We start from the raw sequence: 26,471 nt of genomic DNA, 5'->3' as shown, positions 1-26,471 counted from the left end.
TAACTTTAGATTCGAGCTTCATAACAATATTCCGGGTAGTCTTAGCGAAGCTGACCAAAAAACTTTCGGATGTCATTAACTAACAGGTCAGGTGCTTCCATTGCCGCAAAGTGACCACCGCGATCGAATTCCGACCAGTGCACGACATTATGCTCACGTTCGACAATACCTCGGATCGAGATGTCTTTCGGAAAAACCGCAACACCAGTAGGAACCGTAGAGCGTTGAGCAGGCATGCCCCAGGATTTCGCCTCCTCTTTATAAATCCGTGCCGATGACCCTGCCGTTCCGGTCAACCAATACAATGAGACATTTGTTAGCATGTGGTCGAGATCAACGGCATCTTCCGGAAGATTTGCTGTAGGGTCTGTCCATTCCTTGAACTTCTCTACTATCCAAGCAAGCTGACCGACGGGCGAGTCAGTCAGACCATAGGCAAGCGTCTGAGGTCGTGTAGATTGTATAATCGCATAACCCGTTGTCTCATAGCTTTGTTGAGTCAACGTATCGTAGCGCGCTCGCTCAATTTCGGTTAAATCAAGCGATTCTGTGGGATCTCCGGACGGGAATGTTGTAAGCCCGTTTGCATGAATACCAATGACAGAGTCTGGCGCAAATCGTCCAAGCTCTGGAGAAACCATTGCCCCGGTGTCACCGCCTTGAGCGCCGTAACGTTCATAACCTAGTCGACGCATCAGTTCAGCCCAAGCTCTGGCTACTCGATTAATGTTCCACCCTACCTCGGTTGTCGGTCCAGAAAAGCCAAATCCGGGTAGCGAAGGTATGACGACATGGAAAGCATCTGCCGGATTACCGCCATGAGCACGGGGATCGGTGAGCGGTCCTATAATGTTCATAAACTCAACGATCGAACCGGGCCAACCATGTGTGATGATCAACGGCATTGCATCTGGTTCTGGGGAACGTACATGCAGAAAGTGTATGTTCTGTCCGTCTATGGTGGTGGTGAACTGCGGGAATTTGTTAAGAGATTCCTCGTGTTTGCGCCAGTCATATTTGGATCTCCAGTATTCCGCCAGTTCCTTGAGGTAATCAACGGGAATACCATAGTCCCAGCCTACACCGGCCAAAGCATCCGGCCAACGTGTGCGGGTTAAACGGTCTCGTAATTCATCAAGATCAGCCTGCGGAACATCGATACGGAAAGGCTTGATCTCAGTGCTCTGGTGGCCACTGCGTACAATTTGTTGTTCAGAATGAGTCATTTTTTGGAAAGCCTCCTCAAATTTCTTTGTATTTTCTTGTAACTGATTAATGTGTTCTCTCTATTTAAACTCATAATAAACCATGTTTATTGACAACAGTGTGTCAACAATCGTTATAAAGTTTAGCTATCTCCAAGGCACTTTTCCGTACAGCTGCAGCAATATGCGAGGGTTCAAGAATGAACAAATCCGTTCTAAAATGAAGTAAAAAGCCGATTAACCAGTCGTTATCCGGGTATCGGACCCGAACGATAAGCGAACCATCGGGTTGCCGTTCAATTTCATCCGCATCAAAATGATCTTCTGCTGGAACCTTAGCCTGTCCTGTAAATCTAAGCACCAGATCGACCATCTTGGAATCGCGCTGCGGACCCCAATTTTCATTCAACTCAGACAGTGTCACCATTCGACGCTGGAACGTATCCTCAAGAATGAGTAGATTCCGGATCCGAGAAAGCCTGAACATGCGGTAATCATCTCGGTTAAAGCAATAACCGTGAAGATACCACGTGTAGCCTTTGAGCACCAGCCCCATAGGTTCAATACAACGTTCTGTTTCTCCCCCTTGTCCGTTGGTATATGTAAAACGGATCAGCCTTTTATCACTTACGGCTTTATGCAGCGTGTCATACTTGTTTCGTTCTGCAGAGCTTCTTTTCCACGGATTTAAGTCTATGATGACCTGATCAGCACCAGCCATACGACCTTGTTCTGCCTTCGAGACCAATGCGCCAACTTTTTCGAGCAGTCCGTCTAAATTTTGGTTGCTAAATGCCTGTGTAGATTGAAGGCCTCGCAAAGCTGTAGAGAGGGAAATAAGTTCATTGAATGAAAGCATTTGCCGATCCAATCGAAAGTTTTCCATGATTTCGAATCCGCCTTCTGCTCCCGTGTACGAAATAATGGGAATTCCTGCTAGATTCAATGATTCCAAATCGCGATAAATCGTACGCAATGAAACCTCCAGACGATCAGCCAATTCTTGGGCCTGTACGCGTTTGCGGTTTAATAGAAGGATCGTAATGGCCATAAGTCGCTCAATTTTCACTGTTTACCCCCAATTCAATAAGGTAACTGGATAATAAAATGTTTCAATTCCACGAATACAATGCTTTAACTCCTGCGGGTAATTAGGCTCTTACTTGTATAATAAACTTTCATTGTAGACAATAGTCTGTCAGGATTAGAAAGTTCACCAGTGTTTTAATCGAAAGCAGATACATCCGCTCAAAATCCATAATCGATATAAAAAAGAAGCTGCTCAAACGTTTTCAAGTTTGAGACAGCTCCTTTATGGTTCGAATATACCTTAATCTCCTATTGGCATTCAATCGACATTTATCAGCGTCACTTCTTTTTGGAAGATGACTTTCGCTTTCCCGCCGTAAGGATTAAACAGCGACGCTTGTATGACTGCTGTACCGCTTGCGGCATGATTCGGAATGGATACTTTTCCGTTCAAATTCACGGTCACATCGTCGCTCCCGGATACTTTTGTCCATTTCACAATAATGGACGGAAGTTCGATATCGAGAACCTTGAGCCCGTATTCGTGCTTCTTGCCGTTCGCAGTTATTTTGACTGTCTCATCCGCTTCAGAACGGATAAAAGCAACGATTAACGCGTTAATGGCCGGCACGTCATATTTCAGTTTTACATGGAAGTTATACACCGCCGACCTTACGTCTTTAGGCTTAACATCAAGTTTATCGAGCATCGCGCTGAGCGCATATGTATTTTTATCATTCAATACTTCAGCCAGCGCTTTACTTAAGACCGCATTCATTCGATCCTTATTGGCGAGCAGTGCCGCAAGTTCCTTCGGTTTCATATCCTTCAGTATATCGCGGACTGTTCCTTGTATCCCTGCTGCATTTCTTCCGTCGCCAAAAAGCAGGATAAGGAAATCGTCCATCGATACATTCGGATGGCCTCCGGCCGCTGCAATCGTCTCTAGTGCCGCTATGAATTCCGGATTCGTCCGAATGGCTTCCAAATCGGACAACTGTGGATCGTAACGTAACGAACCGATAGCCTTGACGATTCGGAACAGGCTGATCTTTAGCTCGGCCTGATCAACTGATGCCGGCAGCTTGGCGCTGATTTTGTTCCATAAGGGATCGATCAGCGACTGATCAGCCGAATCGTCCAGCCCCGCGATTTCATCGAGCAGATTTCTCACGTCCTGTATGTCCGCTGGATTGCCGGCAACGAAGGCGGCATGAAGCTTGTTAAGCCATTCTAAGAATGGACTTGACGTCCTCACCGACATAGACGGTCCATCCGTCGACCAATTGCCGTCCGGCAGCTCTGACTCCACCTTAAAGATGTATCTGGTATCCGGCTGCAGCATCGTTACATCATACGAATGGACGTTTTCGTTCACCGTATCTATGAGTTCCCCGTTCCTGTATATCCGGTAACCATTGCTCTCCCGGGCGGCCGGCCAGGATAAGGCAAGTGAATTCTGTCCGACATTCTCTGCCTTCAAGCTGCTTCCTTCTGGCCATACAGACCATACAGATTTCTTGACAGTGAAACTACCGGAATGCTCTGCAATATTTCCTTCTTTATCCGTAGCACGGATCAGAAGGGAATGGGTACCATCCTGCAATCCAGAGGCTGGCGCGGTCACGGTCATCGACTCCACGTCATAGCTGGATTCCAGAATTTGATCGTCGACTTTGACTATCAGCGTAAAGGGATCCACCCCCGAATCGGGATCCAAAATGACAGCGGATAAGACCGGATTATTCACGGTTACCGTCTCGCCATCCGAAGGCTGCACACTGCCGATCGTCGGTGCCGTCGTTTCTTTTTTTAACGCAAATAACGAATTATCAATCGTTCCATATTCTTGCCCGTCCAGCCGTATCAGCCGCAGTTCGGATGTTCCGATTTCTACAGGATCGCTAATTCCGTCAGCCTTATATTTACGAAAAAACAGCTTGTTATTGTTATAAAAAGCGATGTCACCGTTTTCGGCTAAGTAAGCGATTATATATCGGTAACTTGTACGGAAATTTGCAACCTGCTGCTCTTGGCCGTCGGGAGTGCGAAGCCATAGCTGCTCTCCGCTAATTGTTGGACGGTTGTAAGCTACCCAACCTTGATTTAATTGGTAATTCATTCCTTTTACGTCCGACCATACCTCGCCTATGGCCTGATCGCCATCGGGGCCGCGAAGCACCAAAGAACACGGTGAATTATAGCTATTGGTTTTGCAAAACAAGGTATAATGGCCATCTGTTATAGATGATAGGAGGGTTTCGGAGGTGGAATTGTCCAAGGGAGTAATAGTGCCCTTGTCGTATTTATAGCTCCCTCCAGGATTTTCCCAACTCATACCGTAAGTTTCAAAATAGACCTCATTTCCAGTAAGAAAAAATCTCATGATAAGTTCTTCCGGTGGACTTGGAATAATTTCGTTTGTTCCTGTCACCAAATTTCGTAAAATAAGATCACTATTTTTATAGAGAGCATAGTTTTGGTTTACGGGTACATCGTGAATACTGCAAAGAAGATATTCCTGCTCGCAAGCGGAACTTGAATGGAAATACCCTAAAGAATCGAGCTTGCCGTCTCTCCACTCATAAAGGGCGGACGGGGCATCCATTATCCCTTTATCTAATTGAAGAGCCATAACAGCGCCGTGGGGAGTCAAAAAGCCGTATTTAAATACATCGTTTACAGGGAGATCATAGGGAACGGTAATGATTTCACCGGATTTTCGGTCTTTGATACCCAGCTGCTTTTTTTGACGGTTATCAAATAATATTTTTTCCGTGCTGACATCCAGAATATCGCCGTCCACCGTATCGACCAGGCGAAGCCACTCGCTGTGTTCCGGCCAAACCGAGAAGCTCTGACTAGCGGTTTGACTTCTTGAATCTACAGCCGTCAATGAAATATCAAGTCCCTGCTCTATATATTCGCCCAAATCTATATGTTGATCGATGCTGTTTACTCGAGTTATTTTTTCGCTGCCATAAGATATCTCTAGTGTACAACCGTTAGGATCATCATCCGTACAGGTTGCCTGAACGCGGAGTTTCGGAGTCTTTCCGGTAAAATCTGTTGCAAGCTGCTGAACCTGAAGGACCGGCTTCTCATCGTAGATGATATCGATAGTCTTGCTGACTGAGTTTCCTTGGGAATCCCAAGCGGTAATCAATACTGACTTTTCCCCTTTGGGTAAAGAAGAAATATCCATTGTTCCCTTCCAACAGGTATAATTTACCCCGCATGAAACGAAATTCATAGTAACGTCATCAACCTGTGCCGTCACTTTTGCAATTTGGAACGTTGTATAAGAAACTTTAAGTCCTATGTATAGCTGATTTCCCACTATAGTACCGTTAGCAGGAGACGACACCGTTATTTCCATCCCATTAATGGCTTCCGTTAAACCGCTTTCGCTAACGGCACTCTGTTCCGCCGCATAGGATGACAGGGGGACGAACAGCAGCGCAAGCATACCTGTAATGAGCAAATATTGAACCTTTAATCGCAACCTTTTCATAAATGCCTCCTTATTCATTATCTATCCAATTATAGAATATTATTCATATCGAATAATAATATATCATATAAGTTCTCATTTTGAATATATAAATGAAAGCGTATTACCCCGCCTATCTATAACAAGCACGTAATTTAACATCACAGTGAGGTTCATCCAACAATATATTACTACTTGGAGTTATTGAAACTCTCCAGTACTTAGGTGTTTTAGATAGAGTCTTTTACTTTCTCAAACCTCGTATTTCTTCATAATAGGAATGCTGCCCCGTATCTTTAGTTTGCTCCGATTCGTTTATATGGTGAAAGAGATAAAAAAATATAAAACGGAGGTAAAGAAGAAGAGTGTTTAGGGCAAAGCCCTACCGAAAGAAGCTAGGCCTTGGTTTAACAATTGGCCACCGGTACAAGTCATGTACTAATTCATATACAAGGAGAGTAGATATGATGAGAATTTCGAATGGAGTAAAAATGCTGGAATTGCAGGTTGAAGTATTCGGCAGTCGTCAAGAATTGAATCCTACCCTGATTTGGGACGATGAAACTGCTATTTTAATCGATACCGGCACGCCCGGGCAATTGGAGCAAATACGTGCAGCCATGAACGAGTGTGGAGTCTCCATGGACAAGTTGAAAGCAATCATTTTGACTCATCAAGATATTGACCACATCGGCAGTCTTCCTGAAATTCTGCAGGAATCTGATGGAGGTATTAAAGTATACGCTCATGAGATGGATAAACCATATATTGAGGGAAAATTGCCCCTTATGAAAGTGAATCTCGATAGTATGGCTTGGCAATTAGAATCCCTTCCGGAAGACGAACGTTTGAAAGTAGTGGCCTACTTGTTGGAGAACTCTCCGAAGGCCAAAGTGGACAGAACTTTGGCTGACAGACAAGAGCTTCCGTATTGCGGTGGAATTCACGTTATATTTACACCTGGGCATACCCCTGGACATATTAGTCTTTATTTGAAACAAAGCAAAACCCTTGTTGTTGGTGATGCCATGTTCAGTGTGGAAGGCATCTTGAGGGGACCCCATCCGCAATCCACGCCGGATATGAACACAGCTTCCCGTTCCCTAGAAAAATATTTAGACTTCGACATTAAATCGGTTATTTGTTATCACGGAGGATTAAGTAGGGATAACGTTAAGGACCAGCTCCAAGAGCTTGTCAGGAAAGCGTAAACGGCTTAAAACGGCACATTTTAAGTGCCGTTTTTTTTGAACTAATCTGCCCGTTAGCTAGGCAAAAAACCTCCCCGCAGCACCCTGCAGAGAGGTTCCCTCTAATAAAATATCTTCTCATCCCGCTTTTCCTTAAGGATCTCAACCGCCTCACGAAACCGTAGCGAATGTTTAATCTCCCGCTCCCGCAGAAACTTCAAACTGTCTTGTAGATCCACGTCATCCGTCATATCAATGAGCCATTGATACGTCGCCCTTGCCTTCTCCTCCGCCGCTATATCTTCATAGAGATCCGCAATTGGATCGCCTTTCGCTTGAATGTAGGTAGCTGTAAATGGCACGCCGCCTGCGTTCTCATAAAACAATGCGCTGTCATGAGCCACATAATGAGCACCGAGTCCCGCCGCTTTCAATTGATCCGGCGTAGCATCTTTTGTCAATTTATAGATCATTGTAGCTATCATTTCCAAATGCGCGAATTCTTCGGTACACTGTTGTTATCAGTGATGATATCCCTATACACAGCAGTTTAACATAGCCAAAATCAAAGCTTCTGGATATTTTATTATAGAGGTCGCACACGCAATCGAGGAGGAGCTGCGCAGCTCCTTCCGCCCGCGGCACTCCCCTTCGCCCAAGAAAACCGAATAACGAATTTAGAAGAATAGAAAAAATCAACTTTCGGATAAAAAATATCATTTGTATGCGCTTTAATTAGTTTTATACTGAAGGACGAGGAACCGAGTATTCATAGACTTCAGTTTAAAATAAGTTCAATTACACGAAGTCAATAAACTTTTCCCATTTTTATAAACGAGAGGATGGATCAGATCATGAAGTGTAAAATGATTCTAGCAACTTTAGCTTGTTGTCTTAGTTTAGCATTAGCAGCAACTCCTTCCTATGCGGAAGATACTGCTAAATTCCAGCTGGGTGCCTCTAGCGCCGAGTCCGTTAACGGCGAATTCACCGTGACATTAAAGAGTCAAAATATCAAAGATTTATACGCATTTGAAGTCGAACTGGGTATCGATCCGAACAAAGTAGAAATCATCAAAGCGGATACAAAAATACCAGGATTCTCGGTTTCTCCAATGGTGGAGAAAAATGTCGTTAAGTTCGCGCATACAAAAATCGGCCAAGTTGACGGTGAAAAAGGAAATCTGGATATTGCCACCATTACCTTCAAAGCGAAAAAACCGGGATCTACGAACATCAAATGGAACTCCATAAAAATCGTCGATCACAACTTATCCAGCCAATCTTTTACACCGAACAAATCGGTTCGTTTCACCAAAATTTTCAGTGATATTACTAAGCATTGGGCTAAATCCGACATTATGCTGATGGTTGACAAAAACATTGTGGAAGGTATGAATGACGATCATTTCGAACCGAATACGAATGTTACGAGAGCCCAGTTTGCAACATTGCTTACCAAAGCATTAAACCTTCAGGCTGGCACAGGGAAAAATCCGTTTGATGATGTAAGATCAGGGTCCTGGTATGAGGACACGGTGAAGAAAGCTTATGCAGCCGGTTTAATTAACGGTATTGCGGACAACAAGTTCGTGCCTGAGAAAAACATTACACGTCAAGAGATGACCGCTATGCTCATTCGAGCAAAAGCATACGCTACCGGGACGAAAATAGAGGATATGAGGGTTAAAGGTTCAACCCGTTTCAGCGATGAGGCAGCAGTGAGTGAGTGGGCGAAAAAGTTTGTAGCGCTTGCAGTCGATTTCGGATTCATAAACGGAAGAACCGAGCAAAAGTTTGCTCCGCAGGAACACGCCAGCAGAGCTGAAGCGGTAGTCGTGCTTAAGAGATTAACAGACGGATTGAAATAAAAACAAAAAACAGCAGTCTAGGAACATTTTGTTCCGGACTGCTGTTTTTTTAGAGGTATAGCATGTTGCCCGTCTCTTCTACAAGCGTCAGTGATCCTTACACTTTCCTAACTCCTCGAATGAATCTAGCATCCTTATTCTCCAGCAAATGAGTTTAAAATCAATTGTGCAGCAGCTGCCAGATCGAGGATGTTAATCTCATTGTGCATTCCTTTACCTCGTTTTATTTTTAATCACAAATACTGGCACCGGTAGTATACCGATGCCAGATTCAGTAGATTACTCTATAATCTTCCGCGCAATGAAGGCCAGATCCATAATATCGATTTTGCCATCATGGTTCGAGTCTACATGTTTAATACTGTCCCAATCCGGACTTGCCGACGTTTTGCCATAATTCGCAGCTACGATACCCAGATCGCCGATCGATACTTTACCGTCATGGTTCATATCTCCCGGAATGCCAGCTGGAATAGGCGTTATTTGCACGCTGATTGAGGAGTTTGCAGCCTTGAACTCGCTGCCATGCTCATCCCCGAGGGTCGTATCCGTTACAGCGACTATAGTCGTTTGAACCTCGGAAGAAAGCTTCGACTTAAAAGTAACCTTCAACAGCTGCACATTGCCGCTAACGGCATGCCCTGCCCCTTCGCTGGCGACAATCAGGCGCAGCCTGCCCGCTCCGTCATTCTCTTTCTGTACAATACTCGTGTTCGAAAGAAGCGGCTCTGCCGAAATGAATTCCATGATCGTTGGATCGTAGGTCAGCGAAATGTCTGCTGCGTAAACCTGCTGCGTAACTCCATTCAAGCCATAAGTAATCACGAGCGGCTGACCGCTTTGAACAATGCTGCTTCCGGTTAAAGCTGTAGACGGAGCCCCAGGATCGACCCCTTTGACAACGATCGTTGCAGTCGCCTGCTTGCCTCCGTACGTTGCCGTGATAACGGTTTCGCCACGAGAAACCCCAGTGATCGTTCCATTTGCGATCGTTGCAAATGATGAATTTGCGATTTCAAACGCGGATTGAGCCGTCACGTCTTTCTTGCTGCCATCCGAATACTGAGCAGTAATTTTCACTGCTGCGGATTGGCCTTCCTTCACATCATAGCTTGCTGCATCGAACGCGACCGCTTGCAGCGCAAGGGAGTCAACTTGCTTATACACGTTCAACTCGGCAGCTGAAGCGAAACCCCCAGACCCTTCTGTTGCTTCAAGCTTTAGATAAGCGGCACGGACGGGAGCAAAATTCACTTCTTTTACTACATTGTTCTTCAGCCACATGCCGGTCGCAACCTTCGTAAACTGTACGCCATCTTGGCTTACATATACGTTATAAGCTGTGATCGTGCCGTTGCCGCCATCCTGACGCGGCATATATTCCAGCTTGCTGATGGTATTCGTACCGTCCAAATTCACAATAATGGATTGCGGCAGCGGGTCGGTGCCATACCATTTGATGTGCCACCATGTATCCGAATTGCCGTCAAGCGCATTAATCGGATCATCTCCGGGTTGGAAGCTTGTTGCTGTGGCCGTCATTTGGCTTTGCGGGATTTTCACCAAGCCAGTTTGTCCCGTTACGGTGACATTAACAGACGCTTTAAAGCCTCCTTCTTCCGTCTTGACGGTAATCGTTGCTGAGCCTGCTCCTTTCGGAATGACAACGCCATTCTCATCGACCATTGCGACACCCGGATCACTGCTGCTCCACGTAACCGATGTATTCGCTGCATTCAGAGGCGCTACGGCCGCTTCAAGTGCGATTGGGGCATCCATCACATTCATACTCAGCTTCGTCTGATTCAGCGATACGCCGGTCACAGGCGCCGTACCGATAATGGGTAAGCCGATCAGCTTTACATCTGCAATGCTTGCTCTCGTAGCTTCGTCAGGCAGACCTGTAATTGTAATCCGCACATAGCGGCCTTGGCTGCCGAATGTATCCTTGAGCACAGCGCCGGCTTCCGTATTGTTCATGCGGTTTAACACTTGGATCCAGTTGCTGCTGCCAGCCTCACGGACTTCCAGCTTGTATTTATACGCTTTGTCGCTCAGTCCAAACGAGATCTCAATGCCCTTAATCGCGTACATTTTACCCAAATCGGCCGACCATACATGGCCCGGGTTCGTATCAGCGGCCGACCACATCGTAGCTGGATTGCCGTCATTGGCATAGCTTGCCGGGAAGGCGGCATCTTCACTGTCTGCAGTTGCCGGCTTGCCTCGTACAATATCGCCCAACACAGGAGGAGCTTTAGGCGTTTCATAAACATCGATCTCTGATGCGGATGCGTAGCCGCCTACTGCAGCCGCCGCTTCCAGCTTGACATATCGAGCATCAACTGCTAGGAATTGGATATATTTCTTCGCGCTGTTCAGTTCCCAATTCCCTGTGCTGATTTGCGTGTATTTCGTACCGTCAGTGCTTACGTACAACTTGTAAGTCGTAATCGTACCATTAGCGGCATTAAGCCTTGGTGCATACCGGAATTGGCTGATGCTGCGGACTTTGCCCAAATCCACAATAATCGATTGCGGCAGTTTATCGGATCCGTCCCATTTCGTATGCCAGAGGGAATTAGAATTGCCGTCGATCGCATTTGAGGCTTCATCGCCAGGCTGGAAGCTTGTGGCCGTTGCGGTCAATTCATTTTTCGGAATCGGCAGCGGGATCGCTACGGAACCGTCACGATAGACATTCAATTCGGCTGCAGCCGCAAACCCGTTAACGCCAGCTAGCGCTTCCAATCTCACATACTGCGCTTCTACGGTATCGAATGTTACGGTTTTTTCCAACTTATCTGCTTGCCATGTCCCGGAGGCCACCTTCGTAAAATTCGTTCCGTCGGCACTCACATAGATGTTGTGAGCCGTAATAACACCGTCTGTCCCCACGTACTGTCTGGGCAAATATTTCAGTTTATTCACTGAAAACTTCGTGCCAAGGTTCAATGTGATCGATTGAGGCAGCGGCGTACTGCCATCCAGCTTCGTGCTCCAGATTGTCTCCGTGCTGCCATCCAGCGCATTCGCAACTGGCGCAGTCGTATCGGTGCTCGTTGCCGATGCTACAATGTCCTCCTGCGCGATTTTCGTCGGATCGTTATCCGGTTCAGGCAGCGAAATGACAGTTGCGTCCGTAAGCGGAGTCGTATCTGCTGCAAAACCGGCCACCTTCAGCTCAAAGCCTTGATCGGTCGGCAGATCCGGTGTTTTCACATAGACAATGCCGCCTTTGTCCGCTGCATCGAAGTACCATCCGCTTGCGGCATTCGTCCACTCCGCCTTGCTTGCAAATTCTGTATAAGAAGTACCTCCAACTTCGATACCATCCGGTTTTGTATGCATATGAATCTGGAACATGTTCGTCCGCGACGCCAGCTTGCCGTCATAATCTCCAATGCTCGCCCCGACTTGGACTTTCAAATCGCCTGTTCCGGTTTCCGGCGCGATCGAAGTAATCACCGTCTTCGCGAATTTGCCGCTGCGGTGTTCCCTGGATACACCGTCATCCTCGTACATCGTGAAGCTGGACGTCTTGTACGGATAGATGTCGTAAGTAATCGGATTTGGCGGCACTTGGCCGTCATACAAAGTTTCCGGATACATCGGGATAATCGCACCCGCTTTGACGAGAAGTGGCAAACGGTTCAATGGCGTACTGTATTCGTCAAGCATTTTGGACCCGTAATGTTCCGTGCCTGTCCAGTAGTCAATCCATTTGCCCTTTGGCAAATAAATACCGTTCCGGACCGTAACATCTTTGTACACCGGTGCAACGAGGAACGACTCGCCGGACATGAATTGGTACTGTGTCAACGTGCTCTTCGTATTCGGATCGTTCGGGAATTCGTAAACCATCGCTCTCGTAAACGGCGCTCCCGATTCGTAAGCTTCGTTCAAATAGGTGTAGAAGTAAGGCGTCAAACGCTGTCTGAGCTTCAAAATGTCTCGATTATAGCTTGTGTATGGCTCACCATAGTGCCATGGCTGCTTATCGACGGACGCCCAACCCGACATGCTCATTAGAATCGGCGTGAAGGCTTTCCATTGCAAATCGCGCACATAGGTCTGGGCGCTGCCGCCGAAAATCCCATCCACATCACCAGTCGCGTAGGTCATTCCTGACAACCCGGCGCCGATCATGGATGGAATGTGGAAACGGATATATTCCCAGTTGCCGGATTGATCTCCGGACCATACGGTTGAATACCGCTGCGTGCCGGCCCATCCACCGACAGACCATACGAAGCCGCGGTCGTTCGAATTGTCTTCAACCCCTTGAAGAGCCTGTCGCGTCGCGTCCAGTGCAAAGTCATATCCTGGACCGACCCAGGCTACATCCAGCTTGTTCAGCCGAGTGCCGGCGACGCCCACTTCTGTTGCGATATTGGCAAGACCGTTCTGCGTCCACAAACCGGTGTAAAAACCCAAGTCATGAAGCTGCTGCACGGTGCTTGGCAGCTGCACGTAGCCGCAGCCGTAGCCGTCGTTCGGCAGCAGCCAGCCGCCCGGCATGTCGTTGGCTCGGAAGCCTTGCGCAACCTTTAGCACATCCGGCGTCGTCAGCTTGCCCGGCTTATTCGCTCCGGTGTTGCTCGTGTTGTAACAATCCGCGTCCCCCATGCTCATGCCCCATCTCGGAATAAGCGAAGGCTTACCGGTCAAGTCTGTATAGCCGTTTAAAATATCTTTGAAGTTCTCGCCGTAAAAATAATACGCGTCAAACCGGTTTTCATCGTGCGTTAACTCGGCAGGACTGCCAAAGTTGTAGGTTCCGTCTTGGAACGTGTTCCGCAGCACACCATAGCCGGCAGTGCTCAAATAAAACGGAGACGGATTGGACACGGTCCCGCTGCCCCAGTCGCCGTAGTTTGCGGCAATTGTAATCGTCTTGTCACGATGGGAAAAAAATCCGTTCTGCATTCCTCCACCGTAGTAGTACTCATCAGTTCCTCTATCAAGTGTCTGGGTCGTCGACGTAGCGCTGTAATTCAGCGGTGACTTCTCTTCCCATACGACAGTCTGATTATCGCTCTTGTACATGGCGAACTTGAGCGGGCTTTTGTAAGTGCGCAGAACAAACTTGCCCGTCGCCATTTTATAGTATTCGCCCTCATCGGACCAGTCGAGAGAGACCGGACCGAAATCTTCCTTGATCACGATCGGCTCTTTGGGCTCAGATGAGCTTCTGCCGGACAGCGTTTGATAATCGCCGCCTACGCCAAGCCATATGCGCACGATGTCGTCGCGATTAAAAATGACTTTCACCTGATCGGAACCTGATGTAATCGTGAAAGTTTTATCGTCTGTCTTCTCGAAACCCGTTATGTCACCTACCGCCGCTGCATGTGTCGTCGTCCCGTTAATGAACATGACTACTAATACGAACACTAGGCAAAAAGTAAAACCAATTGCGTTTTTAAGCGTTCTCAAATTAGACACTCCCCTCATTCATCCTTAACCTTATCTAGCCTTATGGCCGAGGCGTTCCCCATGTCTTGCAACAAGCAGTTTCATGATCCCCCCCTTTCTGTGCGTTCAGGTTTAGCCTTTCAATGCACCGGCCGTAATGCCTCCGGTAATTTGCTTTTGAAACATGATATAAAACACAATCATAGGCCCCATCGAGAGGATAAGAGCGGCAAATAGCGGCCCCCACTCCGTCCTATACTGCATTTCGCCCTGCATGACCGCTATCGCGACCGGTATCGTATATTTCGTTGGATCATTCATGAGGACGAGCGCGAACACATATTCATTCCAAATATTCAGCACAGTAATAATCGCAACAGACATCAAGCCAGGCTTGGCTAGCGGCAGCATAATCCGAAAAAAGATGCCGTAATGCGAAGCGCCGTCCATTGCGGCGGCTTCTTCCAGCTCCCTTGGCAGCGATTTGAAAAAACTGACTAATACGAAAACAGCGAACGGTACGGCGGATACCGTATAAACTAAGATTAGGCCCAATAAGTGATTCGTTAAATGAAGATCGTTCATCAAAAAGAATAAAGGAATGATGCCGAGAAAGGTTGGAATCATCATATAGGAAAGATAGGAATAATAAAGCAAGCCGTTTCCTCTGAAGGTAAACCGGGCGATCACGTAAGCCGTCGTTGCAGATAAAAGCACGCCCGCTGCGGTGCTTACGAGCGTCACAACCAATGAATTCATAAAATTGTAAGCGAAGTTATATTTCTCCCACACAAATGTAAAATTGCTCCAAAACAATGGAAGATTTGGCAAAGCCCAAGGCTTGCCCAGGAAAAACTGCTGGTTATCTTTCAAAGCGCTTAGGACCGTCCAGAGCAGCGGATAAAGGACGCAAATCGACCAAACGATCAGGCTGAATTTGAAAAAGACACGACTGACTGGTTTAAGAATTCGTTGATTCATAAGCATGTCCCCTCTATGTTAACTCAATGGTTTCTCTCTTCATCAGCCGCTGAAGTGCTGCTGTGGTGATGAAAGATAGAACCAGGATAAGCACGCCGATCGCAGACCCATAGCTGAATTTGCCGAATTTAAATGCATTCAAATACAGATACGATCCCATGACCTGTGTGGCATTGTCTACGCCGCCCTCGAAGGTCATGATCGTGACGATGATGAATGATCCGTTCATCGTCGTCATGACAATCCAAAGCACGGAAGTCTTGACCTGCTCCCACGATAACGGCAGTGTAATCAGCCAAAATTGGCTCCACTGTGAAGCGCCATCGATGTCGGCGGACTCAAATAAGGACGATGGAATGGTGAGAATACCAGCAACAAGCAAAATGATTGTAAACCCGATGCCAGCCCAAATCGATGGCGGCAGCAGCGCAAAGATTGACCATTTATCACCTAACCAAGCGAAATCGAAAGGCCTATCTGTAAATAAAGAGATAAAAGAATTCAAGAAGCCGAGGCTCGGGTTATACACGTAGCGCCAGAGAACACCTACGACAACTACCGAAAGAACATTCGGAATAAAAAATACGATGCGATAAAAGCCAGAACCTTTGATGTTGAACCGGGTAAGCGCTACTGCGAAAAACATGGACATGATCATAAACCCGATTACTTTCCCGATGACCAGTATATAGTCGTTACGAATGGACTTTGCGATCACAGCGTCATGCAGCATCTCTTTGAAATTACCGAGACCGATAAAGTTATAGGTTTCGGAGCCGCCCGACCAATCAAACAAACTCAAATAGATGCCTTTAAACATCGGATAGACGGTAAAGACGAGATATAGGAGCAAAGTTGGAAGAGTAAAGGAGAGAATGAACATATTCCGCTTCATCTTCGCATTGCCGTTTCTAACATTCTTACGCTCTTGCATACTTTCCTCCAATCTAAATTTCTGAATGATACAAAGGGGGTCCGAAGCACTCCCTTCGTATCATTCAAAACCTAATGAGAGTCTTATTTCATTTCTTTGGTGCGGATTTTCTCTGTCGCTTCTTCCATGCGGTCCGCCCACTGCTCTGGCGTAATTTCACCTTTGGTCAACGCAATAGTTGCGTTATTTCTAGCCGTTACAAGTTCCTCCGGAATAACGATCTCAGGCGCTACGACCGTATTTGGGGAATTGTAGAATTTGGCGGCCTCTTTCGTAAGCGCAGGCGCATTCGTACCTTCGAGATCCGCTTTAATATTAGAAGGGGCTTTGGAGAGCTCCGCCCATGCTTTACTTTGCTTTTCCGTAAAGATAAATTGAATGAATGCTTTGGCCGCTTCCGGATTTTTCGCTTTTTTCGCTATGGCGACTGTTGATGTGTATGGATTCGCAACGAATTTGCCGAACTTGTCTTGGCCGATAGACGGCAAGAAACCGAATTCAAAGTCTGCTGGAACGTCCTTCGCCATTTCACTCTCAACCCAAATACCAGTCGGAATGAACGCCGCTTTGTGCTGCAGCCATTGGGATTGGGAATCCGTATGATTCAGCGCTGGTGATCCTTTGTCGATGAAGCCCTTATCTCGCATTTCAACCATTTTAGCAAGCGCTTTCATAACCGGCTCGCTTTTCCAAATTCCTTCTTCAAGCGAATTGATTCGCTTAAAGATCGAGGTGTCATAGTCGTTCATAGCGATGATAGTAGGGTCCAACAAGCCGCCGTTAATGTAGTAGGGATAGACACCTGTATGGATGTAAGGACTCATATTGCCCTCAGCTTTAATTTTGTCGCCTAAAGCAAGGAAATCTTCGAAATCCGCCGGAGCTTCCCAGCCTTTACTCGTAAACAACGCCTTATCGTAGAACGTCCCCCACGATCCGAAAACCAAAGGAATGGCGTAGGATGTGCCCGGTTTGTATTCTTCAGGCTGAGCGATCAAGAGATCCACAATTTTTTTACCGTCAACGTTCTTCGCATCCTTAAGCCAGTCAGTAATGTCCATGAGCTGATCGTCGGTCACCATTTGTCTTGCATTGGAGCCAGCGCCGTCAATGTACACGAAATCGGGCGGATCCCCTTGAAGCCAGCGAGGTTTCATTTGGTCGTTGATCTTGGCTCCTGCCCACTCTTTGATCTTGAGGTCTGGATTCTCTTCTTGGAATTCGGCTATGGCTTGTTTCCACCAAGCATCGCCGTAACCGCCGACGAAATACTGGATTTCAAAGTCCCCGGTAAGCTTCGAGCCCTGAAGCTGACTGCTGGCATCCGATACTGCGCTTTCAAGGGGCTTCTCCGTCATATTTGACGAATTTGTACTGCTTCCACAGCCGATTGAAAGAAAGACCGTTGACAAAACCATGCACCCTGTCAGTATTTTTTTGAATTTTCTCATTCGCGATGACCTCCTTTAAGTTTTACACCTTTATCATATTGATTTATCCGGCGTACAACCATTGAATTTAGTACTGTAAATAGTTGATAAAGTACTATCTTTGGGGCACAAATTGAAGTGAATATTCATGCAATCTTCTAAACGCAAAAAGAAAGGACCACCCCTCCGCCATTTCCATGGCAGCGGACAGCCCCTCGTCAATCATTTACTTTTAATTAGCGCAATTTGCTGCAGTCGATCTAACGCTTGCTCTGGCGTCATTTGCCCGAGCAGTACGGCCTGCCCCATGTTTCTGGCCGCGTTAACCACGGCGGACCAGGCGGGATGCTGGATCGGATAAAATTTTGCCTGCTGGATCGAATCGAGATTTTGTTTCATGACGGAATCATTCTCGGCCAGCTTCTCACCTACTGTGTTTATCGTTGGGATAAAGCCTTCCCTGAGAACAAATTCCTCGTAGCGCGCATCCTCATAAATAAAGTCGAGGAACTTGGACAACGCTTCTTTATTCGTATGATCCGTCCGGAACGACATCCAAACATCCTGTACGCCAAGCACTAGAGGCGTTTGTCCTTCCTTGACCGGAATCGGCCCTTTTGCCCATTTTAGCCCGGGAAATTCACGGGGAACGACCGCCTCGAAATAATTGCCGGATATGAGCATGCCTAGCTTGCCGTTACCGAGAATCCGTTGTTTTTCATCACGCGTCGTGACCGTAGGCTCCGGGTCCGTCAACCCTTTTTCATAAAGATCCTTTAAAAATAGGAGGCCTTCTACATTTTCGGGCGTATTGATAGCCCATTCGCCATCCTTCATCCAGCCTCCCCCGGCACCATAGAAAAAATAGGTGAGATAAGCCCATATCTCGTTATCCGTCAGATCGACACCGAAGCCATCCGCCTGTTTAGTATTCTTGATTTGGCGCGCAGCATCCTCTAGCTCTTTCCAAGTTTTGGGCGGACCGGCAATACCTACTTCATCGAAAATATCTTTGTTGTAATACATTTCCCGGATCGACGCTGCATATGGAACTGTGTAGCGCACGCCATTCCACTTGCTGGCTTCCATGAAATATGGATAAATTTTCGCCCGCAGTGAGGGAGAAAGCAACTCATCCATATCGTTCAGCCGGCCATCCTTTGCGAAATGTGCATAAATGTTGGATAGCAGCAGGTCAGGGGGCTGGTTGCGACTGATCAATGTATTGTATGCACTGTCCAAAATATCCCAGTTAATTACCTGAAGCTCGACCTCGATGTTCGGATATTTCGTCTCGAAATCCTTCACCAGGCTTTCAAAAAAAGGCTTTGTCGCCGTACTATACTCAGGAGCAACGAAGGAAATAAAAGCCTTTGTATCAGGCTCGGGCGAAGCTGCGCCATTGTCCCCTTTCATGCATCCGGCGAGCGGTATTGCCAATAGCAGAAGCGGCACGCCGAGCAACAAAATCATTTTGCGCACAACTGCGATTCTCATCCCTTCTCTCCTCCAAATCGTTACCTTTCCACTAAAGGAAAAAGCAACTCTTGATTTTGCTGCGTGTACATGTTGTCTTTGGTGATTACTAAAGCCTCCATGTTCATGTTCGGATCGACTTTAATCCCGTTTAAAACCTTTACAGCCATTTCTACCGACAAATACCCCATGTTGAAAGGCCTTTGAACAATCGTCGCCTGTAAACGGCCTTCTTCCAAAAGCTTGATCTGATAAATTGAGCTATCAAATCCGACGAGTTTTACGTCATTCATCCGTTTGTATTCTTTGAGGGCCCTTGCGGCCCCTAACGTTGCCTTTTCATTCAATCCGGCTATGCCCTGGATGTCCGGGATCATGGACAACAGCGTTTTGACTAGCTCATAGGCTGCATCTTCCGTTGAATCAAAATAAAAAGTGCCTGCATTTTCAAAGCCGGCATGGCTTGCAATGGCTTCATTAAATCCCTTATCACGCTCCTGCTCAGCCAAAACGCTCTTCCTATCGCTAATCGCCAGTACTTTCACGGGTCCGCCATTCCGTGAGCCCGCCAAGCTTATTCCGATTTTTTTTCCCGCTCCAACATAGTCGGTAGCAATCAGTCTTTCTCCCTCAGCATGATGGATATGCGAATCGATTAAAATTAGCTTGGCGCCGGATTCCTTTATTTTCTTAGCCATCGGCGCAAGTTTTTCAGCATCGGTTGCAGCAAGGATGACAGCGTTGGGCTTTCTGTTAAGCACTTCGTTCAAATTGCGGATTTGTTCGTCCGTATCCGTCTCGGATAGCGGGCCAGTGATGACGATATGGATACCGAATTCCTTTGCGGCCGCTTTCACGCCGCTGCTTACCATCTGCCAATAGTCGGAGTGAATATTGTTCGTTTTCAGCACGACAACGATCTCATATTTCCTTGGATTCGTTAAACGAAGCGTATCTACGACGTCGACGACCAGCAATCCAATGAGAACAGCCAGCAGTACGGCCAAAAGTACGGATTTCTTATGAGCCATCCAATGCTCCTTTCCGAGCGTTCAAAGGAAGTACAATTGTAACCTCGGTGCCTACCCATCGCTCGCTGTGAAAGCTGAGGCCAAACTCATGACCAAATAGCTTGATCCGCTGATCCACATTGCTAACCCCAATTCCTCTCATGGTACCTTTCCTCGCCTCCAAAATCTGATCCAGCTTGTCCCGATCCATGCCGACCCCGTTATCTGCAACGACAAAGATGATGGTTTCTCCATGCACCTTCCCGGTAATTTGTATAACGCCAGGCTGCAGCTTATTTTTTATTCCGTGATAAATCGCATTTTCAACGATGGGCTGCAAAATAATTTTAGGAATGTGGTGCTCAAGAATGTCCGGATCTACGTCGATAGCAAAGTCAAGCTTATCTTTGTATCTAAGCTTTTGAATCTGTAAATAGTTGGCAATATGCCCCAGTTCTACACGAACGGGAATCGTCTCTTCATTTTTATTAATAATGGCGCGAAACAACTTAGCCAGCGAAGAAGTCATCAGAACGACCTCTTCATACTTCTTGCGTTCGGCCATCCAAATGATCGAATCGAGCGTATTGTACAAAAAATGGGGGTTGATCTGCGCTTCCAGCAGCTTCATTTCGCTCTTTCGCTTGAGTTCCTCGTTTTGAATGATTTGGCCCATTAAATCTTTGATTCTGCCCACCATAATATTAAACGTCCGGCCCAGTTGGCCGATTTCATTCTCACTGCGAATTTCCGAGCGAATGTCGAAGTTGCCTTTTTCCACCTGCTTCATGCTGCTTTGCAGTACTTTGATCGGACGGGATAGATGCCGGGAGATGGTAAAAGAGAGGTATAAGGCAATCACCAGCGCCAGTATCGTCCACAAAAAATAAGACAATTTGATCTGACTTTGGTTGGCTATCAGTTCGCTCGTATAAGTTACTCCGACGATTTTCCATCCAAAATGAGTTTCTTGGATCGAATAAATCCGTTTTTTGTTCCCCTCCCCCGTAACGAAACTGCTGCTGCCGGTGGATCTGACTTTATCGATCAACTCCGTTTTGAGATTGCTGTTAATGAGCTTTTGCTGGGGGTGATAGACGATGTTTCCGTCCTTATCGACAATAAACACGTAGCCCCTTTTTCCAAGGTTAATCTGATTGCAAATTTCATTGATGACGCTCAGGTTCAAATCAACCAAAAAAATGCCGTCCCCTGTTATGCCGTCAGCGCTTTTCAGTTCCTGGCTCAAAGATACAACCCATCGATACTCGTTTTGGATAATATTTTGGACATGCGGGGCAGTAATGACGGATTTGCCTCCTTCCGCTCGCGCACGTTGAAACCATGGCTGCTCCTCGATTTTGGCGTTCTCGTTCAAGCTTGTGATTCTGCGGTCTGAGACGAACCGGCCGTTATAGCCGAAAACCATGATCGAGGCAATATCTTTGCGTGTAATTAAGATCGATTGAAACAGATCAGATATCCTTTTCTCATAAGGCCTTCGCTCCTCTTCGCTGATGAAGCTCGTCCCCGATATGTAATATTTCACGTCTTTATTCGTCAATGCGAGCATCCCGATATCTTCCATATTGGTGATATACGATTGGATGTTAATATTCACCTGTTGGATGATTTCCGATATATAGTGCTCCGAATTCCTTTCAACCGCTTCGGCCGACAAATGATAAGAGATGAAGCTCGTAATCGCGATCGAACCTAGGATCAGGAACGAAAACGTGACAGAAATGCTTGATTGAATACTTCGAAAATTGAAAAGCTGAAGCCTGGCTTCCATACCTTTTCTCATCCGTTCGTCTCCCTCGCAAGCTTTTCTTGGTATTCAGTAGGACTTGTCCCCGTATGCTTTTTGAAAAGCACACTGAAATATTGGGGGTCGCTGTAACCAACTTTCGCGGCGATTTCGTAGAATTTCATAGGGGTATGCCTCAGCAAATCTTTAGCTTTGTCTAGCCGGATTCGCGTAACGTATTCCATGATTGTTTGTTCCGTATGTTGCTTAAACATGGAACTGAAGTAGCTTTTACTTAGATGTACGTGGCGGCATAGATCATGGATCGTCAAATTCTCGTTAGCATAATTTTCTTCGATATAAGCGATAACACTTCGTACCAGCATTTTCTTTAAATCGTTCCGCTGCTCCGAAATATAGGCTATCGCTTCATTGCAAATTCCCTGGAGCCATTGCTCGATTTCGTCTAACGTTTTTAAATCGATCATATTTTTGACAATCAACTGGTGTCCTTTAAAATGAACACTTTCGTCTCCAACTAACTCGTGAATCGTATTCACTATCGCAATAAGGATCGACTGAATCTGCAGGTAACAGGCACCGATAGGCATCAATGAGGCTTTCAAACTGCAGATTAATTGTTGAATGAGGGCATGAGATTCCTTGTTCGTACCTGTTTTGATCATGGTGGCAAACCTGCGGCTCCATTCCATGTCCAGCCTATGCATGGAGTTATGCGCTCCCTCCATATCCTGAATGGAGACAACACGATTAGCCCCCAGTAAAAAGCGGTAATCCAACGCGGAAATCGCACCCTTGTAAGAAATAGACAGCTCGCTTAATGCGCTGCATAATGTTCCGAGTCCAACGGTAACCGTGAATTTCAAATATTTCTCCATGCAAAATCGTATTACCTCTGTTAAATTGAGAGCCGAGTCATACAGCAGCTCTTCCGCTTCACCGTAAAATACAACTACAATGCGATCTTCCCTCGTACGGAAGATCACCGCTTCTTTGCCTTCCATGATCTCTTCTACAATATTGTATGCGGCAGAACGGAGAAGCTCTGGATCGTTGTCCCATCTGCCTTTGGATATCTCACCGATTTCATCAATGTCAATTGCTGCAACCAGATAAGGAGGGAGCATCGTCGGAAGGCGGAAATATTGGAGCCTCTCTTGAATGCGTACGTCTTTTAAGGTGCCGCTTACCATCTGCTCAAGAAAACGTTCCCTTAATAACGGCAAACTTTGCTGAAGCTGCATTTTGAGGCGGGTCAAATTTTCGCGATGCTCCGCTTCCTTGTCCATGTCTGATCTCACCTTATCCAGAAGACCGCGGAGTTCAAACGCTGTGATCGGCTTGATGATAAAATCGTATACATTTAACCGTAGTGCCTTTTGGGCGTAATCAAATTCATCGTGACCGGTAAGGATAATTACTTTGATATAGGGATATTTCATCTGAATATACTGGGTCAACTCGATCCCATCCATAAACGGCATGCAAATATCGGAAATGACTAAATCCGGTCTCAGTTCTGCGATAGCTTCCAGAGCTTCCCTTCCATTGGCGTAATCGCCTATGAATTCAAAACCGTGAAGCTCCCACTCAATAATCTCCTTGATGCCTTCCCGTACTTCTGATTCGTCATCTACGATCAAGATTTTATATATAATAAGCACCCGCCTTACCAATATGTGGACTATCATGCGGTTCTTTTTTCTGAATCAAAAGAGAGCAGCCGCAATAGCTCCTCTCTTTTCTAGTCAATGTAAAACGCTTTCAAAAATCATTGTAATAGGATTTCGGTTCTAAAAACATGATATATTCTACGAATTACCCCGTATTTTTTATCCAAATCCCTAAAACACACAATTCTTGACGCCAAAAAGGCCAGCCAGCAATCGCTGAATGGCCCAATCTGTTAGGGACTACAATCTGAATGTTCCTCCATCATTTTTCTTGCCACGAAGATTTTGCCATCGCCAGTTATGTTGTCGGCGTCAGAATTCCCAATGAATTTTTGTCGCAATAAAGTAGAAATCAATAGCTGATTTTCATTGGAGCGAAAGTACCGATCGGCATGATGGATGATCTCGCTCAAATACACTCGACCCTTGTCGTTAAGTTCGTTCATACTCATTTTTCGTAGCTTTGGACCTGCCTCTGAATGGGCATACAGATTAATTACGGTGTGGAGGATTAATTTAATCTGGGGTATCCGATTAGCCATAGCAAATTCCCTGTTTCCGGCGAGTTTATTATCAATGTCAACACGAAGGTATTCAGGGTATTCTTGCCATACCTCCATATCTAAAAACTTCATCATTTCGTCGTGACTGTACCAGTAGAAGATATCAGTATTGCGCATTTCGTTGTAGAAACCTTTGACGATTTCCAATTTACCGAATGCGATAATCTTCTCATTGTGGTCAATTACATGTGCATGTGTATGTGTATGTATCATGCGCGCCCCCCTTTTTACACCTTTATCATATTGGTTTTTCCAGTGTACAACCATTGAATTTAGTACTAAAAGTAGTTGATAAAGTACTTTCTTTGTGGCACAAGTTAATATTTTAAACTTATTCGAAATTCGGATCTAAAGGAATGATATTTCCTTCGAATTACCCCTCATTTTTTAACCAAATCCCCTAAGATACACTATCTTTGACACACAAAAAGGCCAGCCAGCAATCGCTGGTTGGCCCAATCTGTTAGGGACTACAATCTGAATGATTTACTCCATTATTTTTCTGGCCACGAACGCAAGATCGACAATATCGATTTTGCCATCGCCGTTTACGTCTGCTTGTTTGACTTGATCCCAATCCTCGCTGGAAGATGTTTTACCGTAATTTGCTGCAACGATGCCAAGATCACCGATGCTTATTTTATTGTCGTGGTTGATATCGCCTGGAACTACCGGAGGCAGCGTTGCAATGCTCACGTTGACCGTAGAAGCTTGCGCCTTCACTTCCACTCCCTGCGCATCGCTCAGCGTTGCGTCGGTTACAGCAATCGTTCCYGTCKCCGGCTGCGAAAYAGCTTTGGCTTTAAACTTCAGCTCAAGAATCTCGGCATCGCCTGTCACAGCCTTGCCGTCCCCTTCGCTTGCGAGAATAAACCGAAGTTTGCCAAGCTTGTCCTTCTCCGTTTCTACAAGCAGAACCCCGTCTTTCACGGATCGGGCCGAGACGAATTCAAATACGTTCGAATCGTAGTCCATCTTAATATCATTTGCGTACACGCTTTGCGTCACGCTGCCCAGACCCATCTGTACCGTGAATTCCTTGCCGGTTTGAACGGTGCTTGCTGCGGTTAACGTCGTTAAAGCGTTTGGCGTGACATCGCCTTTCTGTACCGTAATTTTGCTTACCGCTGTAAAATGGCCGTCGACCGTGGTGACCGTAATGTCCGCCACTCCCGCTTTCAAGGCGGTTACCACTATTTTGCCGTCTTTTACTTCCACTTTGGCGACGGTATCGTCGCTGCTCGACCAAGTTACATTCTTATTCGTTGCTTTCTCAGGAAGCACAGCTGCAACCAATTCTGCAGTTTGCCCTTCTTTTAGTGAGACTTGCGGTTTATCCAGCTGCACGCCGGTTACGGGCACCTCGATAATGCGATAAACATTCATTTCAGCTGCAGATGCCCATCCACCTTCCCCTGCGCTTGCTTCCAGTTTAATAAAGGACGCTCTCGTAGTCGGGAACTTCGCTGTTTTCTCCACGGTGTCTATTTCCCAAGTTCCACTGGTGACTTTAGTGTACTGGTTGCCATCCGTACTCGTATAGACATTGTAGGCCGTAATCATACCGTTACCCCCACCTATTCTAGGGAGAACCTTGATTTTATTCACGTCGTACGTACCGCCAAGATTCAATGTGATCGATTGCGGCAGAGGATTAGACTTATCCCACTTCGTATGCCAAATGGTAGCTTTGTCTCCATCGAGCACGCTCGATGCTCCGTTATTCTCACCCATTAATTCCTCACTTGTTGCCGATGCCGTCATCTGCGACTGGGGAACGGTGGCGGTCGTTACAGGCGGTGTCGTATCCTGTACAGCAAAATCAATGGTGTACGTTTGAGTTTTTGTACCATCCTCCGAAGTCACGTCGATGGTTGCCCTGCCCGGAATTTGACTCGGGTTTGTGACCGCAACTTTTGCGAATGTATCTGACGGTGAAGCTTTGACAGACGGTAGCGTTGCTGACGAGAATTGCACCTCATAGGCAAGTGCATTTGCTTGGAATCCGACAAGAGGTTGACCGTTAATTTCAATTCCGTTCAATGTTGCGTCATTCCCCAAAACAACGCTTAATCCCATTACCTCCATTTCTGTAATCGCTATACATTTGTTAGGGGCGTTACTCATATTCACTCTCACTTTCGTTGTACTAACACTGTCAAAAGTGATCGTATTCATCTTTTCAACAGGTATTGCCGGTTCTTTTGTCACATTTGTCACGTCGATCCAATTCATCCCATCCCAATATTGTACATCCATGGATGTCGGAGGAGCTGCGCCTGAATCGGTATATACATGCATCTTTACTTGATTGACGGTCTTTGTTTGGCCGAAATCGATTTGTACCCAATCTGACGCTCTAGACTCAGGAACCCAGTTAGTCCACCGGTTTTTCGGTGAAGCCGTATAGGAAATAATACCATCGTT

General features: G+C 46.3%; 15 protein-coding genes and 1 pseudogene. 2 read left to right on the top strand and 14 right to left on the bottom strand.

The features are described from left to right. Positions 1 to 41: 41 nt before the first annotated feature. The 3 genes from AC787_RS24625 to AC787_RS24615 all read right to left on the bottom strand — a co-directional run bounded on the left by AC787_RS24625 (position 42) and on the right by AC787_RS24615 (position 5,748). Positions 42 to 1,226, bottom strand: a complete 1,185-nt coding sequence (locus AC787_RS24625; protein WP_054027607.1) for an epoxide hydrolase family protein — start codon at positions 1,224 to 1,226, stop codon at positions 42 to 44. 103 nt (positions 1,227 to 1,329) lie between these two features. After that, on the bottom strand, positions 1,330 to 2,274 hold the full coding sequence (locus AC787_RS24620) for a helix-turn-helix transcriptional regulator (RefSeq protein WP_054027606.1): 945 nt from the start codon (positions 2,272 to 2,274) through the stop codon (positions 1,330 to 1,332). Positions 2,275 to 2,553: 279 nt separating this feature from the next. Continuing rightward, on the bottom strand, positions 2,554 to 5,748 hold the full coding sequence (locus AC787_RS24615) for a fibronectin type III domain-containing protein (RefSeq protein WP_054027605.1): 3,195 nt from the start codon (positions 5,746 to 5,748) through the stop codon (positions 2,554 to 2,556). Positions 5,749 to 6,194: 446 nt separating this feature from the next. Between AC787_RS24615 and AC787_RS24610 the strand changes: the two genes are divergently transcribed. Continuing rightward, positions 6,195 to 6,938, top strand: a complete 744-nt coding sequence (locus AC787_RS24610) for an MBL fold metallo-hydrolase (RefSeq protein ID WP_054028177.1) — start codon at positions 6,195 to 6,197, stop codon at positions 6,936 to 6,938. Positions 6,939 to 7,039: 101 nt separating this feature from the next. Here AC787_RS24610 and AC787_RS24605 read toward each other — a convergent pair. Continuing rightward, a pseudogene (locus AC787_RS24605) lies at positions 7,040 to 7,426 on the bottom strand (manganese catalase family protein); the annotation flags it as partial. A gap of 345 nt (positions 7,427 to 7,771) precedes the next feature. Between AC787_RS24605 and AC787_RS24600 the strand changes: the two are divergent. Beyond that, a complete protein-coding gene (locus AC787_RS24600; protein WP_054027604.1) occupies positions 7,772 to 8,788 on the top strand; it encodes an S-layer homology domain-containing protein in 1,017 nt (338 codons plus the stop codon). Positions 8,789 to 9,067: 279 nt separating this feature from the next. Here AC787_RS24600 and AC787_RS24595 read toward each other — a convergent pair whose 3' ends face one another. The 10 genes from AC787_RS24595 to AC787_RS34170 all read right to left on the bottom strand — a co-directional run. Further along, positions 9,068 to 14,236 (bottom strand): discoidin domain-containing protein, encoded by a 5,169-nt coding sequence (locus AC787_RS24595; RefSeq protein ID WP_161807565.1) that lies wholly within the window; start codon positions 14,234 to 14,236, stop codon positions 9,068 to 9,070. 102 nt (positions 14,237 to 14,338) lie between these two features. Beyond that, positions 14,339 to 15,187 carry a carbohydrate ABC transporter permease gene (locus AC787_RS24590; protein ID WP_054027602.1) on the bottom strand — a complete coding sequence of 283 codons (849 nt, stop codon included), beginning with the start codon at positions 15,185 to 15,187 and terminating at the stop codon, positions 14,339 to 14,341. 13 nt (positions 15,188 to 15,200) lie between these two features. After that, positions 15,201 to 16,121, bottom strand: a complete 921-nt coding sequence (locus tag AC787_RS24585) for a carbohydrate ABC transporter permease (protein ID WP_054027601.1) — start codon at positions 16,119 to 16,121, stop codon at positions 15,201 to 15,203. Positions 16,122 to 16,204: 83 nt separating this feature from the next. Further along, positions 16,205 to 17,572 carry an ABC transporter substrate-binding protein gene (locus AC787_RS24580; RefSeq protein ID WP_054027600.1) on the bottom strand — a complete coding sequence of 456 codons (1,368 nt, stop codon included), beginning with the start codon at positions 17,570 to 17,572 and terminating at the stop codon, positions 16,205 to 16,207. Between the two features lie 201 nt (positions 17,573 to 17,773). Beyond that, a complete protein-coding gene (locus tag AC787_RS24575; RefSeq protein ID WP_054027599.1) occupies positions 17,774 to 19,048 on the bottom strand; it encodes an ABC transporter substrate-binding protein in 1,275 nt (424 codons plus the stop codon). Positions 19,049 to 19,068: 20 nt separating this feature from the next. After that, the gene (locus AC787_RS24570; RefSeq protein ID WP_054027598.1) at positions 19,069 to 20,058 is read right to left on the bottom strand and encodes a substrate-binding domain-containing protein; all 990 of its coding nucleotides are present in this window, start codon (positions 20,056 to 20,058) and stop codon (positions 19,069 to 19,071) included. Next, a complete protein-coding gene (locus tag AC787_RS24565) occupies positions 20,048 to 21,844 on the bottom strand; it encodes a sensor histidine kinase (protein ID WP_054027597.1) in 1,797 nt (598 codons plus the stop codon). The genes AC787_RS24570 and AC787_RS24565 overlap by 11 nt, the downstream gene beginning before the upstream one ends. Beyond that, positions 21,841 to 23,472 carry a response regulator gene (locus AC787_RS24560; RefSeq protein WP_235561108.1) on the bottom strand — a complete coding sequence of 544 codons (1,632 nt, stop codon included), beginning with the start codon at positions 23,470 to 23,472 and terminating at the stop codon, positions 21,841 to 21,843. The genes AC787_RS24565 and AC787_RS24560 overlap by 4 nt, the downstream gene beginning before the upstream one ends. Before the next feature lie 242 nt (positions 23,473 to 23,714). Then, positions 23,715 to 24,257, bottom strand: coding sequence for a hypothetical protein (locus tag AC787_RS24555; RefSeq protein WP_054027596.1), 543 nt, complete (start codon positions 24,255 to 24,257; stop codon positions 23,715 to 23,717). Positions 24,258 to 24,530: 273 nt separating this feature from the next. Next, a partial coding sequence (locus tag AC787_RS34170) for a discoidin domain-containing protein (protein ID WP_200930761.1) occupies positions 24,531 to 26,471 on the bottom strand: 1,941 nt, incomplete at its 5' end.

The sequence above is a fragment of the Bacillus sp. FJAT-28004 genome, from assembly GCF_001280845.1.
Lineage (GTDB): Bacteria > Bacillota > Bacilli > Paenibacillales > Paenibacillaceae > Pristimantibacillus.
This window is presented reverse-complemented; position numbering and strand designations above follow the sequence as displayed.